Here is a 15,017-nt window from a genome sequence, read left to right on the forward strand (position 1 = left end):
GGTGCAATTTTGACTAAATCATCGAACTGTTGGCGCCGAAGCACCACCGTTTTTACGATGCGGTATTAATTATTCAGGCTACGGAAATCCACCGGCACCAACTTGCTAACGCCGGGTTCCTGCATGGTTACGCCATAAATAACATCCACCGTACTCATGGTGGTTTTGTTGTGCGTTACAATGATGAACTGCGAATTGGCCGAAAACTCGCGGATCATTTTGGTGAATTTGCCCACGTTGGCATCGTCCAGCGGTGCGTCCACCTCATCGAGGATACAAAACGGCGCCGGCTTGATGAGGTAAATGGCAAACAGCAGCGCCGTGGCGGTAAGCGTACGTTCGCCGCCGCTCAATTGACCAATGCTGGCCGGTCGCTTGCCTTTTGGCTTTGCCATGATGTCGATGCCGGTTTCCGCCAGGTTGTCCGGGTTTTCCAGGATCAGGTCGCACTGGTCGTCTTCGGTAAACAGGGCTTTAAATACCTTATGGAAATTTTCCCGCACCACGTTAAACGTGTCGAGGAACTTTTGGTTGGCGGTGGTTTCCACTTCCGCTATGGTTTGCAGCAGGCTTTCTTTGGCACTTACCAGGTCGTCGCGCTGCTCTACGATGAAGTCGTAGCGCTTTTTCATTTCCTCGTACGCTTCAATGGCCGTCGGGTTTACTTCGCCCAGGTTTTCGAGTCGCTTTTTCATCCGGTCGGCCCGCTCCTGCAGTTCTTCTGCCGGTGTATCTGAGGTTCGTGGCTCGTCTAAAATATCTTCCAGCACCACCCGGAATTCCACCTTCAGCCGCTCTTTCATTCCAGCCAGTTGCAGTTTCAGGTCAGTCAGCTTTTCCTTGATGCCCGAAAGCAGCTGCTCCAGTGCATCTTTTTCTTTGGTGCGCTGGCGCAGGGCTGTCTCACGTGAATTTAATTCGTTGCGCAGCACATAAAATGCCTGGTCGGTTTCGTTGAGTGCCTGTTGCTCCTGTTCGCGGCGGCGCATCAGTTCAATTAGGGCTTCTTCCACCTCTTTCAGCTTGGCCGCCGATTCTTCGATGTTGGCAGTCGTTTCGCCCAATTGCGCCGTATTGCTTTGCACCTGTGCGTTCAGGTCGGTGAGCTGGTTGGTTTTAAACTGCAACTCCTGCTTAAGCCCGGCCACCTTGCTTTGCTGGCGGGTGATGCGCAAGTTGCTTTCGTTATATAATGCGTTGATTTCGTTGTATTGCTGTTCAAAACTTCGGTACTGGCTTTCCGCATCCTGCAATTGTTCGGCAAAGCCGCTCAGTTGGCTGCTCAGCGATTTCAGTTCCGAACGAACGCCATCGATCGAGCCATGTGTTTGCTCCAGTTGCAGGTTCAAATCCTCGAGCCGGCGGCGGCCCTGGCTTTGGGCATGCTGCAAGTTTTCGGCTTTGTTTTGGAGGCCAAAAACGGCGTTATTCATTTGTTGTAGTTCGCGTTCCAGCTCCCGGATCTGGCCTTCCTTCAAGTTGGCGTTGTATTCCAACACTTCCTGCTGCCTTGCCTGGATTTGTGACGTGAGACCAGCCACCACCGTTTTCTGCGCCTCAATTTGTTCGCGCAACTTTTCCAGGTTCTTTGCCCGGCCAATTTTTTTACCTTCAAAAAGACCTACACTGCCGCCACTGAGTGTAAACTCGCCTTTTACGTATTTGCCGGTTTTTTCCAAGATCACCGAGCCGTTGCTTTCGGCCAATGCGCCTTCGTCGTTGGCAATAAAAACATTGCCCAATAGCTGTTGCGCCAACGGGCGGTATTGCTCATCTACTTCAATCACGTCCATCGCCGGCGTAGTGCCGCCCGGTTGGTGGCCCGCAGCATCTGCCGCTTTTACTTTATCGAGTAAAAAGAAATTGGCTTTGCCTTTTTTAGCGCCTTCCAGCAGGTGCACGGCTTGCATGCCTTCGGCCAGGTTCTCCACCACGTAGTAGTTGAGGTAAGGCTCCAGCACGTTTTCAACCGCTGCGCGGTATTCTTCTTTTACATAAATAATGTCGGATAAAATGGGCGCCTGGTGGTTCCAGCCCCCATTGTTGTGCAAAAATTTTACACTTTCCGGGTAACCTTCCATCTTATCCACCAGGCTTTTCAACAGGTCGTGCTCGTTGCGCCGAGCATCCAGAATGCGGTTTTCCGCGGCCAGGTTGGCCCGGAGGCTTTCCAGAGCGCCTTGTGTTTGCAAGATCTGCTCCTTTGTCCGTGCCTGGTGTTCGTGCAGGGCTTCAAGCTCTGCGCCTTTTTCCGACAATTGCTTTTCTTTGGAAATGCGCTCCGCTTCCAGGCTTTCAATTTGCATCGTCCGCTGATCCCGCTCTTCTTCAATCTGGTGGATGGTGCGCAAGAGGTTTTGAATGGAAGTATCGGCTACGGCCACTTTTTTCTCTGCATCAAACTGGCTGCGCTGCACCTGCTGGTAGGCGGTACGCAGGTGGTTCAGCTGCGACCGGTTTTCATCCAGCACTGCCCGTTTTTCATCCACCTGGGCCCGCAACTCTTCGATTTGGTCGGAGATGCCTTCCAATGCCGCTTCTTCGTCGGTGAGTTGTGTTTGGGTAAAACGGATGCTTTCTTCGAGGCCGCTCACCTGACTGCCGGCCCGCTCCAGAAATTGCTGGATGCCGCCTTGGCGTTCTTTTAAATATTCGAGGCGCTGCGCCGCCAGGTTCTTTTCGTTTTCCCTGGTGCGCACACCCTGCACCAATTCATTGAACTGCGCCTGCATGGCATGCAGCTGGCGCTCCCTTTCCACAAAGCCCACTTTGTCCGATTCCAATGCCGCTTCGGCGGTGGCAATCTCCGCTTCCAGTGCTATGCGTTTGTCGCCTTCACGGTCGTGCTGTTCATTTAAATCTTTATAAGTGAGGTTGAAACCTTCCAAAGCGGCCTTGGCTAATTCAATGCTGACCTCACGATATTCCTTTTTTATCTCGTGCCACTTCTGTGCCTTTTTAGCCTGATTTTCAAGCGTTTTCAGCTGGTTGTTGATTTCAAATAAGAGGTCTTCAATCCGGGCCAGATCCTGCTCCGTGGCATCGAGTTTTTGTTTCGCTTCTTTTTTCCTCGTCTTGTAAATGGAGATGCCGGCAGCCTGTTCCAGCATCCGGCGGCGGCTATTGTCTTTGTCTTTTATCAAATCATCCACCATGCCCAGCTCGATGATGGCGTAAGAATCGGTAGACACACCCGTATCCATGAATAGGTTTTGGATGTCCTTGAGCCGGCATTGCACATCATTCAGCCGATATTCACTTTCGCCGCTTTTGAAAAATTTGCGGGTAATGGTGATGGTGCTGAATTCGGTGGGCAGCAGGTTCTTGGTGTTTTCAAAAGTAATGCTCACCTCCGCCAGGCCGCTGGCGCTGCGTGTTTTTGAGCCGTTAAACACCAGGCTGTCGAGGTTTTCCGATCGCAGCTGGCTGATCTTTTGTTCGCCAATCACCCAGCGAATGCTGTCGATGATGTTGCTTTTGCCGCAGCCGTTGGGCCCAACAATGCCGGTGATGTTCTCGTCGAAGCTGACGAAGGTTTTATCCGCAAAACTTTTAAAACCTTTTATTTCAAGTGACTTTAGTCGCACTAATGCTATTTTTTTGGAACGGGCAAATATAGGCCAAAGGGTAAATAGAGTCGTTGTTTTAACTTTTGGGGACCGGCGCTAAATTCCATCGATGCAGGTTGCCGAAATTTGCATTGTACTTTCAACTAACGACCCGTCTAGTTTTCCACCGTGACCTGCTTCAACTCAACGTTACCGCTTTAATCCCTATATTGAACCGCCATTTGAAAAAAGAAACACATGACCATTATTGTTCCTACCGATTTTTCCGCTACCGCAAACAATGCTGCCAACTATGCCGTTCGCATGCTGCACGGCACTTACGACAATACGCTAATCCTGTACCATGTATATGATAAGGCGGCCGATGAGGCAGATGCACAGGCGAATATGGACCTCCTGAAAAGCGAAATGCAGTCGCAGGGAGCCGTAAAAATTGAAACCCGCTGCGAGCTGAATTCTGATTTTATCAACAGCCTGGAGCGCCTGGCCCGCCATTTCAGCGCCGGCCTGGTTGTGATGGGTATTACGGGGAAAAGCCGCCTGGAGCAGGTGTTTTTTGGGTCTAACACGTTGAAAATGGTGGAGCGGAACGTATGCCCAGTGCTCATTGTGCCGCCCGCAGCTCAGTTTACCAAGGTAACCAACGTGGCCCTTACTTCCGATTTTCACGATGTGCGCCATTCTATTCCACACGTGCCCATTAAGCGGACTTTGGAATTGTTCCGCCCTTCGCTGCATATTGTGAACGTAAACAGCGAGCATTACGTGTCGCTGACCGAGGAATACCTGGAGCAGCGCGGACTGCTGGTTGAAATGTTCCGCGAATTCAACCCCGAGTTTTATTTTATCGGCACTTACAATGTTGAAGAAACCATCCAAACATTTGTGATGGATAAAAATATTGACATGCTCATCACGGTGCCGCGGCAGCGCAACCTGTTTGCTTCGTTTTACAAAACGAGCACTACCCGCAAGCTGGCCTACGAAAGCACTGTTCCTATTTTAGCTGCCCACGAGTAATTTTATACCGATTGGCCCGGCCGGATTTCCGCTGTTGTATTTTATATTATTAAAATAAGGCGGCAAGAGTTGGCTGGGGCGATTTTCGGATATTGCAGGCTGGATGTCAACTAGAGGGCTAATTCAAATTCAGCCGCCTGGGCCATACAGCGCGGCGCCCTGCTTTTGTGAACGAAAATGATTGCATGAAAAACATTAAGATTATCGAGGTGCCATCGGAGATCGGTGCAGGTACGCGGGGTGCATCTTTGGGCATCGAAGCCATCAAGATTGCCTCACTCGACTTCATGAGCTCGTTTTTTATTCATTTTCCCAGCGAAAAAATTCCCCACGAAAACAAATTACTGTACGAACCCATCGAATCGCCTTATGCCAAGCGCATCAAGGGTGTGTTGCAGATGTATGAAAAAATAAGCAAAGCCGTTCAGGACTCCACGCGGCAGGGCTTTTTCCCGGTGGTTATCTCCGGCGATCACTCCAACAGCGGCGGCACGATTGCCGGCATCAAAGCAGCCAAGCCGGCTAGCAAGTTGGGCGTGATTTGGATTGATGCCCACTCCGACCTGCACACGCCGTACACTACGCCTTCGGGCAATTTGCACGGCATGCCGCTGGCGGCGGCGCTGGCTGAAGACAACCTGGAATCGGCCGTGCATGAACTGGACGACGAAACGATTGACTGTTGGAACCGATTAAAGAACGTAGGAAATGTATCGCCAAAAGTATTGCCGGAAGATGTTGTGTTCATTGCGCTGCGCGACTATGAAAAAGAAGAACGGGCACTGATTGAGAAATACGGCATCAGGGTAATCTCGGTAAAGGAGGTGCGCAACAAAGGCGTGGAAAACGTTTTTAAATCCGTAAACCGCTACCTGAGCGACTGCACCGATATTTATGTTTCTTTTGACGTGGATTCGCTGGATTCTTCCATTTCAAAAGGCACCGGCACTCCGGTAGGCAACGGCCTTCGGGAACGTGAGGCTGAGGATTTGGTGAGTAAACTGATGCAAAATCGGAAAGTTTGCTGCTTAGAAATTACTGAAGTAAACCCAACATTGGACAAGGAAAATTTAATGGCGGAGATCGCATTTAATATCCTTCAGCGAAGTGTGAATGTCTTAATGATGAGTTAGAAAATGAATTATGAATAATTCTCTAGAAACTGATTTGTATACATTTACAAAGATTTACTTCTTATTAATCGTTGTGAAAATTTGACGCTCTGGTCGAAAGAATTTTCGTTTCCAATGTTCTCAGATTTTTTCATCGATCACAAAAAAGCAGGTGTCCCATAAGTGACACCTGCTTTTTTATAAAGGGATTTCAATTAATTCTTTGCTGGGTGAATATAGACCTGTATATGCTTTTGGGTTTCAGAGTCCGACAGTGAGACATTTACAATGTAGGCTTTCGTACTAAGAGTTGAACGACACCAACGAGTATAAATACAGATTTACTTAATTTCCTATTCCCCAAACCAAACTTTCCGGTAAGCACCCCGCATGGCAGGCAGCCAGGTTTTGGGCATCATCATGATCATGCGGATAAAATATGATTTGCAGGTAAGAAAAGGATCGCGGTACAACTTGAGGGCTTCGTTCATTTGGGTCATCACCACGTTTTTGTCGTGGGTGCGGTACCAAAGACTATAGCAGATATTGAGCGAGGTATAAGCCCAGTATTTCCGGGCTTCCGTAGCGGCTTGCTTTTGCTGCTCCTTCGGCAGGTGCTCCGCAATCCGTTTGATCACTTTTGCCAGATCACGGATGTTTTCGCCGGTCATGTAGCTGCGGCGGGTAATAGACGATGGATGCACCCGGTACACCGCCAGCGCTTCCGGCGTATACACGATCGGGTAGTTTTTCGCGATGCGCACCCACATTTCCCAGTCTTCGCCATAAGTGGCCAGGTAAAACGAACCCAGTTGCTCGTACGCCTCGCGTTTTACCACCATACAAGCGTACTGCAGCCAGGGCTTGCTGCCCATGCGGTACAGAGCGTTTTTGATGATGCCGCGTTCCGGCTCCATTTTACCGGAGGTGGCAAAAAACTCGCTGGTAGGGCCCATCATGTCGAATGCACAAAATGCCGCGCCGGCTTCGGGATAAGTTTCAAAAATTCCCATCATCGTATCGTAAAAGCCGGGATGCACTTTGTCATCTCCATGGAGAATATGAACATAATGACCGCGGGCACGTTGGATGCACGTTTGGAAATTCCATAAGCTGCCCACATTTGCCTGTTGGCGGTAATAAGCCACACGGCCACCACCCACCCGCTGCACCAATCCTTCCACATCGGCATCAGTACTAAAATCATCGATCACCTCAATTTGCATGTCCTCTGCACTCCAGCCCTGCTGCAACACACTTTCCAATGCCTCCTGTATATACTCGGTGCAATTAAATACCGGTACCATTACCGATATCTTCGGCCGGTGCACACCCGGCGCAACAGGATCTATCGAAGGAGGCGTTGACGGAATTCTTTCCACTAAAAATATTTTATTCCAGAAGGCAGGCAATTTGAATATAAACCCAACCTAAAAAAAATTAATGTAATAACAATTTTATTCTAAACGGTGAAGCAGAATAAAATGATTATGCGCTACACAACGTCCATCAACCGGTCGCCGGTCTTATTAAAAAATAAAATACCGCTTAGCAATATCACCACCATAAAAGCAATTCCATACAATACCTGCCCGGTGCCCACCATGCCTTTTCCCAAAATTGCCAGCCGGAACAATTCGAATTGGCCCGACAAGGGATTAATGTCGACCAACCACTTTACTTTTTCCGGAACGATTGACAGCGAATAAAACACAGGACAAACAAACATCAGCAGGCTGTTGATGATGCCGATCATGTTCGACAGGTCGCGGTATTTGGCGGTTAAAATTGAAAAGATCAAACCGCTACCCAACGCAATTCCCGAAACAGTGATCACCGCGGGGATGATATACAATACCTGCAGCCCCGAAAATTCAATTCGATCGGTTGCGAAAAAGTATAAATAAAATAAAATGAGAAAACCCATTTGAATGGCAAACCGCAACAAGTGCAGCGCCACTACTGAAAGGGGAATAATGAGCCTTGGAAAATAAACTTTAGAAAAAACATTGGCGTTGGCTACAAATGTGCCGGAGGTGCCGTTAAAAATATCGGAAAATAAATTCCAAAGGTTGATGCCCGTGAGGTAAAACAGCACCGGCGGCACACCCAGCGTGGACAGGCCGATTACTTTGTTGAACACCACCAGGTAAATAGCCATGGTAAGCAGTGGCTGTATCACCACCCACACCGGCCCAAGCAGGGTTTGCTGGTAGCGCAACAAAAACTCTTTGCGTACCATACGCGACAACAAATCACGGTATTGCAGCAGCTCCTTGAAACTTGCGCCCAGCCAGCTTGTTTCAGGCTTGATAACCCAGTTCCATTGCACCCGTTCTTGTTGCATTTGCATGTATTATTTTGAAATAACCAACCGGCCAGAAAAGAGCGGCGGGCCTGGTAGTTTTGGTGTTAGTAAAATTCGTTTTCGTTGACAGGATGATCAGGGTAATATGGAAAAAATATTTATGTGTTTCAGCCGATTATGCAGCATTGAAACAGTCAAATGTTGCAACATGCTAATCGGGCACTAAAATAAGATAACCCTCAAACATGAACACATTTTTTTTATTGTTCATGTTTTGTAAAGGCAGTTATTAAAAGACCCGCAGTAAATGGCTGCGGGTCTTTTTTGTAATGTTATTTCAACTATGATGCTTAACGTGCAATCACTACTTTCTGATAAATCATCTTATCGAAAAAGGTCACACCGTCGTTCAACTTGATGGCAACGATGTATGCACCGTTGGGTAGTCCGGTACCATTCAAATTGAACTTATGCACCAAACCCGGTTCCAGAATGCCCTGGTGGATGTTGGTGATCACTTGTCCTGACGGCGCAATCAATTGTGCCACCACGTATGATTTTGCCTGCACAGCCACTTCCAATGTTGCCTGGTTGCTAAATGGATTCGGGTACGATTTGATGTGGCCCGGTTGGTTGGCAGTATTGCTCATTTGCACCGTTACCAACACCGCCGCTGCAGTGGATGTAAGACCTTGGTTGTCGGTCGCTTTGGCGGTTATCTGGTATGTACCACCAACTTCCGCTTTCCAGTCGATGCGGAAAGGAGCAGTTTTGCTTTCACCGATCCTTTCGCCATTGGCAAAGAATTCCACTTTTACTATAGCGCCATCTTTGTCTGTTGCATTAGCGGCTACCGAAATGGTGGCGGGCAACACGTACACGCTGTTGGCAATTGGGTTGACTACGTCCACAACCGGCGCTACCTGCGGCGTAGTTACGGTCAGCGTCACTACGTTCGAAGTTGCAGTCATGCCGCTGTTGTCAGTTGCTTTAGCAGTGATCTTATAAACACCTGCTGCTGCAAATTGCGCAGTCCATTCAAATGGTGCAGTCTGGTCTTCGCCCAACTTTGTGGTACCGTTGAAAAATTCAACTTTCACTACCGAGCCATCGCTGTCAGATGCTTTTGCCGACAGGGTGATTTTTTCTCCGGTTTTGGCTGCTGTTTTATTGGCACCCAAAGAAATTACCGGTGCAACTGGTGCGGGCTTGCTCACGGACAGTGCCACCACTTGCGATACGGTAGCCATACCGCCATCGTCCGTTGCCTTCGCAGTGAAATTATGTACGCCGGGTTGCAGGTTTTTCACTTCGTACACATAAGGGCTGGTGGCTGTTTCACCCACTTTCACGCCGTTGTTAAAGAACTCCACTTTAGTAATGGAACCATCAGGGTCGGACGCCAGGGCCAGCAGTGAAACTGATTCGGCCAGCGATGACAAGCCTGTTTTGCCGCCTTGCGTTTTGGTCAGGCTTACTTCAGGAGCCTGGTTCTTTTTGGTAGCAATAATGGTTACTACTTCTGATGTTGCAGTCAAGCCATTGTTGTCCGTTGCTTTTGCAGTTACGGTGTACGTGCCTGCCTGTGAAAGGGTCCATTTGTATTGGAATGGCGCTCTTGTAGCTTCGCCCAGTTTTTTGCCGGCGCTGAAGAATTCCACCTTAACGATAGAGCCGTCCGCGTCAGTTGCATTAGCGGTAAGTGTTACACTAGCCGGTGCTGCAATGCTGCTGGCTGAAGATGCAAGCGTTACGACCGGAGCCACAGGAGCGTGTTTCACCGTTACTGAAACGCTGCTGGATGTAGTGTTCAGTCCGTCGTTGTCTGTTGCTTTTGCTGTGATGCTATAGGTGCCGGCAGCTACATTGCTCCAGGCCATTTCAAAAGGAGCGGCCAGGTCTTCTCCTATTTTTTGTGTGCCGTTAAAAAATTCAACCTTAGCAACGGTGCCATCGTTGTCGGTAGCTGTTGCATCTATTTTAATAGTGGCCGGCGCAATGGCATCAGCAGTTACCGACGTAGCTGTAACAGAAATTGCAGGTGCCGTTTTTTGTGGCGCATTTACAGTGATCGCTGTATTGCCAGATATGGTGCTGAGGTCGCTGTTGTCCGTAGCTTTCACCGTAATGCTGTAATTTCCTGGCGCAACGTTTGTCCATGACATGCTGTACGGTGCTGCAGTGGCTGCTCCTATTTTATTGCCGTTGGCAAAAAACTCAACCAGGACAATGGTACCATCGGCATCGGTAGCATTGGCTGCGATGTTGATGGTGGCCGGCGCAGTAAACGATGTTCCGGCTACCGGCGCAGTGATGGCCACTACTGGCGCAACCGGTGCCGCATTTACTATAATATTTACGGTAGCCGATGTCGCGGTCAAGCCATCGTTATCGATTGCTTTAGCTGTGTAGGAATAAGTTCCCGCGGTAAGTCCGCTGAGTGTAAATGTGTAAGGCGCGGCAACATCTTCACCGATTTTATTGATGCCCTGGTAAAATTCCACCTTAGCAACAGTTCCATCCGTATCAGCAGCATTTGCTTGCAGCGTAACGTTTGCTGGTGCAGCGAAAGTGCTGTTTGTAGTGGGAACTGTCAAGCTTACTGTCGGTACTACTTTCGCAACCGGTGCCGGGTTCACAAGCACTTGTACGGCTTGCGAAGTGCTTATTGCGCCTTTATTATCCGTTGCTTTTACGGTTATGGTGTAAGTGCCTTGGGCCACACCAATCCACTGGAAAGTGTAGGGCGCAGTAAGGTCTTCACCTATTTTATTTCCGTTCGCAAAAAATTCAACTTTCGATATAGTACCATCGCTGTCTGTTGCGGTGGCTGACAAATCAATCGTTGCCGGAGCTGTAAAAGTTTGTGCGGCAGCAGGTGCGATTAATGAAACAACCGGCGCTACGTTTGGTTTTTCTGCCACAGTTAACGAAACCGAATTAGAAGTGGCTGACAGATTGCTGTTGTCAGTTGCTTTCGCCGTGATAGCGTATGTACCTACTGCAACATTCGACCATGCAAATGCATATGGAGCCGTTGTGTCCTCGCCTATTTTATTACCATTTACAAAGAACTCCACTCGGACGATAGCACCATCGCTGTCTGTTGCGTTGGCTGCAATGCTGATGGTTGCCGGTGCATTGATGTTGGCACCAGTAGTTGGTGCGGTCAATGCAACACTAGGCGCCTGCGGTGCGGCCTGCACACTCAGTGGGAGCACCGAAGATGTTGCAGTCAGGCCGTCATTGTCGGTTGCTTTTGCAGTAATGCTGTAGCTGCCTGCGGCGATATTGCTCCATGTCATTTCATAAGGCGCCGAATTGTCTTCGCCGATCTTTTGGGTACCGTTAAAAAACTCAACCAATGTAATAGTGCCATCGCTGTCGGTAGCTGTTGCTATCAATTTAAATGATGCAGGCGCTACCTGTGTAGCCAATGTTTGGCTGGTGCTCACTGAAACTTTTGGTGCCACTTTAACCGGCGCATTTACCGTAATGGTTGCACTTTGCGAAGTAGCTGCTGCGCCATCGTTGTCAATGGCACGTGCCGTAAATGCATAGCTGCCGGCAGCCAGACCGCTTACTGAGAAAGTATATGGTGCGGATAGGTCTTCACCTACTTTGGTGCTGCCCTGGTAAAATTCAACTTTGGCGACAGTGCCGTCGCTATCGGCAGCGTTCGCGGCTAGGCTTACCGTGGCCGGTGCAATAAACTGGTTGCCCGATGCAGGTGCGGTGAGGATTACTGTTGGAGCAACGTTTGGTACAGGCGCTGCGCTAACAACTACCTGCATGCTTTGCGAAGTGCCCACTACACCTTTGTCGTCTACTGCTTTTACACTCAGCATGTATGTGCCTTGGGCTACGTTGCCCCACTGGAAGGTATATGGTGCAGACAAATCTTCACCAATCTTTACATTACCCTGGTAAAACTCAACACGCTGTACCGAACCATCCGCATCCGATGCATTTGCTGCGATGGTAATGTTGGCAGGTGCTGTAAAGGCACTGCCTGCTGCGGGCGACACGATCTGAGCAGTAGGTGCCTGGTTGGGCACGGTAGTGCTGGCAACCACATTCAGCCACACGGTGTATTTTTTCACTACACCGCCTGTTGTTACGCTTAGCTCGGCACGGTGCCTGCCCTGAGCAAGGCCACGGGCAATGGCGGTAAGTGGAATGTTGGACAGTGCTTTTTCACCTTCGATGGAGCCGCTGGTTTGACCCAGGCGTAGCCATGAGGCGTTGCTTTGTGCAGTCCAGGAAAGTGGCGCAGTACCGCTGTTCCACAATATAAACGAACCCTTTGCTGTGTCGGACCCGGTTGGTGCGGAAAGGTCCACCACATGCAGCGGTGCTTCCAACACGCCGCCCAATGTTTGCGTAGAATTTAAATCATTAGTTGTGCGGGTAAAATAAAAAGTAGTTGCAAAATTTTCAAAGCTGTTGCCACGCAGGGCCAGTTTTGCGGTTACCTCTTTACCATACCCCGTTCCATTACCACGGAATGTATTGTTGTAAAAAATCTGGTTGGTGATGGCACCGGGCCGTTCGGTATGAAACCCAATGGGTGTTCCCTGTATGTTGTTGTGTTCATACACCGCACCATCCGTGATCGCTGGCGTAAAATTGTAATGGGTGTTTTCAATAGCCGCCAGCGTCGGGTTTTGAATATAATTTTTACGGTAAATGGTTCCAAAAATACCGATGCCACTTGGGTTCGTTACATCCATGATATTTTGAATGGCCACCCGGCAGTTGATGTATTTATTGTTGGTGTAAATGGTAAAATAATTTGCACCTACCGGCCAAGCTGAATTGGACTGTTGCGCCCAGTTGGCAGTGCCCTGGCGCAGTTGGTGAAACGTGTTATTGTCAACAATGAAGTTGTACGAGTTGCCATAAGGTTGTACGCCTGCAGCAGCTACGTGGTCTTTGTTGGTAACCGCGTATGGCTTGCCATCAAGGAAGTTTTTATAAATGGCAGTACGGTCCGACACCATGCCGATGCTCAGCGTGCTGGCTGCATCAGGAATTACATTCCATGGCTCATCCAGCGAAAGGACGCCACCATTGTTAGCAGTAATCCTGCGCGACTGGCCCATGCCGCGGCCGCTGGTTACGATGAGATAATATGCATTTTGAGCTGTGTTGGTCCAGCCGCTTACGGTTGTAGTTTCTGTTGTAGATGAATTAGCCTTGCCTTTCCATACACCCACAAAACCCTCGAAGAGAAACTGCTCGCCGGAGTTCTGGTCGGTGTCGTACAACCGCGGTGTCATATCGGTAGTGGTATTGTGACCCAGGTATGTACACTTGCTGGAGCCCCAGTTACCAAGGAATGCCATAAAACGGCCTTTACCCCAACCGGTACCATCGTACTGGTTTGAGTTGTCGTAATCTTTACAAGTTGAGTTCGTCATGCTCACACCGGTTGCGCCCCACGAGTGCCAGGCCATGTCGGTATCGTTGGTCATGCGGTAATCGCAACGATCAATGAACAGTTGCGAAGCGGTTCCCAAAAAGGTGTGCTGGCCAATCAGTTCAACGTTGGTGAGGTATACATACTTGGCGTTGTTGATATCAAGTACTTTATAATTTTTACACGCCAGGCGTACATTGGTCATCCAGATATTCTGGCTACCCACCAGGTAAATCGGCTTTTCCGTGCTGCCGCGGTAGCTGCTGTTGGCATCAAGGGTCAGGTCATTGAGTTCGAAGAATCTTGGGTTGCCAAACAAGAACGCATAAGGAGAAGAAAACGTCGGACCGCATTTAATAAACGTACGATCGCGGCCTTCGCCCTGCCAGCGGTTGTTGCTGTGGGCTTCCATGATGCCGTTTACAATGTAGGTGCCGGCTGGAAAGTACAGTGTAGCACCTGGGTTATTTTTTGCCAATGCAATTACACTGGTGATGGCTTTTGTGTCGTCTGTGACACCATCGCCTTTTGCGCCATAGTTTTTGACGTTATAGGTAATACCGGTCCATTTTACGCCATCATAAATGGTGAGGTTGATGGGGTTGCCCCAGCCATAGTCGCCACCGTGGCCGTTGTGTGCCCACACTTCGTACTCACCGTTGGCAAAGCCGTCCGGCACTACAAAGTCTACCTTATAAGGGTTCACCCGCTTTACCGATGCCCACTGGCCTGCACCGGATGATTTGCTCCGTACATATACATAAGCCGTTGTGGTATCACCACCGCGGGAAAGGTTGCGGCCGTACACCGATATGGTGGCGCCACGCGTTGCCTTGTCTGGGCCTACCCACCAGGCATCTGTTTTGTTGATGGCAATGGGGGTGCCATAGCCTGCATCGTTGCCGGGCCACATCAGGTACATGCCCCAGGAGGGAATGGTGCGTGGAATGGTTACAATGGCACGATCGCCATCGAGGCGCTGGATCTGGGCATCGCCCTGCACACCGGATGCGCTGTAGAGGGTAAAGCGGGTGTCTTTGCCTGCGTCGGTGCCGCTATGGCGGGAAAAAGATACACCGGTCATGATCACTGATTCATCGGGGCCTGCGGTGCGGGTCCATTCTGCCACCTGTGGTGCATCGCCGGAAGGGCTGCCACCAAAGGGAGGAGCAAACGACTCGCCGGGTGCAGATACACCAGACGGCTTCTGGAAACGAGCAAGTGCGGGTAATTGCGTTTGAGCTTGTACTGTTGTGCAGATCGACAACAAGAGGGTGAGCATGCACAGGTATGTGCATTGCACCTTTTGCTTCATAGGATACATAGAGTACGGTTTTACTTGGATACCTACAGCCGCCTAAGGGGCCTTGCTGTAAGTTGTGGGTTGCAATGGATTAGGTTGCAAACGCCATTTTTTGGATACGGTTTTTCTAATACGATACTGGATTACTACTTGCCGACGCTAATGAAAAAACAAAAAATCTGTTTTCGAATTAAACCCCGATCAACTGTTACAGTCATAGTACGTTTTGTAAAAACGGCTCAATCCTGTAAAATTTGCACAAGGCTACCGAAAAGAATGCCAA

6 protein-coding genes are annotated in these 15,017 nt (G+C 49.4%); 2 read left to right on the forward strand and 4 right to left on the reverse strand.

The genetic code is table 11. The annotated features are described in order from the left end of the window. Positions 1 to 65: 65 nt before the first annotated feature. The gene (gene smc, locus DRJ53_RS02710) at positions 66 to 3,587 is read right to left on the reverse strand and encodes a chromosome segregation protein SMC (protein ID WP_114234022.1); all 3,522 of its coding nucleotides are present in this window, start codon (positions 3,585 to 3,587) and stop codon (positions 66 to 68) included. A 219-nt stretch (positions 3,588 to 3,806) separates the two neighbouring features. On the opposite strand from smc, the gene DRJ53_RS02715 reads away from it, so the two are divergent. Together DRJ53_RS02715 and DRJ53_RS02720 are read left to right on the forward strand one after the other, a co-directional pair. Further along, positions 3,807 to 4,589, forward strand: coding sequence for a universal stress protein (locus DRJ53_RS02715; protein WP_114234023.1), 783 nt, complete (start codon positions 3,807 to 3,809; stop codon positions 4,587 to 4,589). 185 nt (positions 4,590 to 4,774) lie between these two features. After that, positions 4,775 to 5,722, forward strand: a complete 948-nt coding sequence (locus DRJ53_RS02720; protein ID WP_114234024.1) for an arginase — start codon at positions 4,775 to 4,777, stop codon at positions 5,720 to 5,722. Positions 5,723 to 6,054: 332 nt separating this feature from the next. Here DRJ53_RS02720 and DRJ53_RS02725 read toward each other — a convergent pair whose 3' ends face one another. The 3 genes from DRJ53_RS02725 to DRJ53_RS02735 all read right to left on the reverse strand — a co-directional run bounded on the left by DRJ53_RS02725 (position 6,055) and on the right by DRJ53_RS02735 (position 14,755). Beyond that, positions 6,055 to 7,083 carry a glycosyltransferase family 2 protein gene (locus DRJ53_RS02725; RefSeq protein WP_123893316.1) on the reverse strand — a complete coding sequence of 343 codons (1,029 nt, stop codon included), beginning with the start codon at positions 7,081 to 7,083 and terminating at the stop codon, positions 6,055 to 6,057. A gap of 113 nt (positions 7,084 to 7,196) precedes the next feature. Then, a complete protein-coding gene (locus DRJ53_RS02730; RefSeq protein ID WP_206609706.1) occupies positions 7,197 to 8,048 on the reverse strand; it encodes an ABC transporter permease in 852 nt (283 codons plus the stop codon). 311 nt (positions 8,049 to 8,359) lie between these two features. After that, positions 8,360 to 14,755, reverse strand: coding sequence for an Ig-like domain-containing protein (locus tag DRJ53_RS02735; RefSeq protein ID WP_114234027.1), 6,396 nt, complete (start codon positions 14,753 to 14,755; stop codon positions 8,360 to 8,362). Between the last annotated feature and the right edge of the window lie 262 nt (positions 14,756 to 15,017).

Source organism: Paracnuella aquatica (assembly GCF_003332885.2).
In the GTDB taxonomy this organism is placed as follows: Bacteria; Bacteroidota; Bacteroidia; order Chitinophagales; family Chitinophagaceae; genus Flavisolibacter; species Flavisolibacter aquaticus.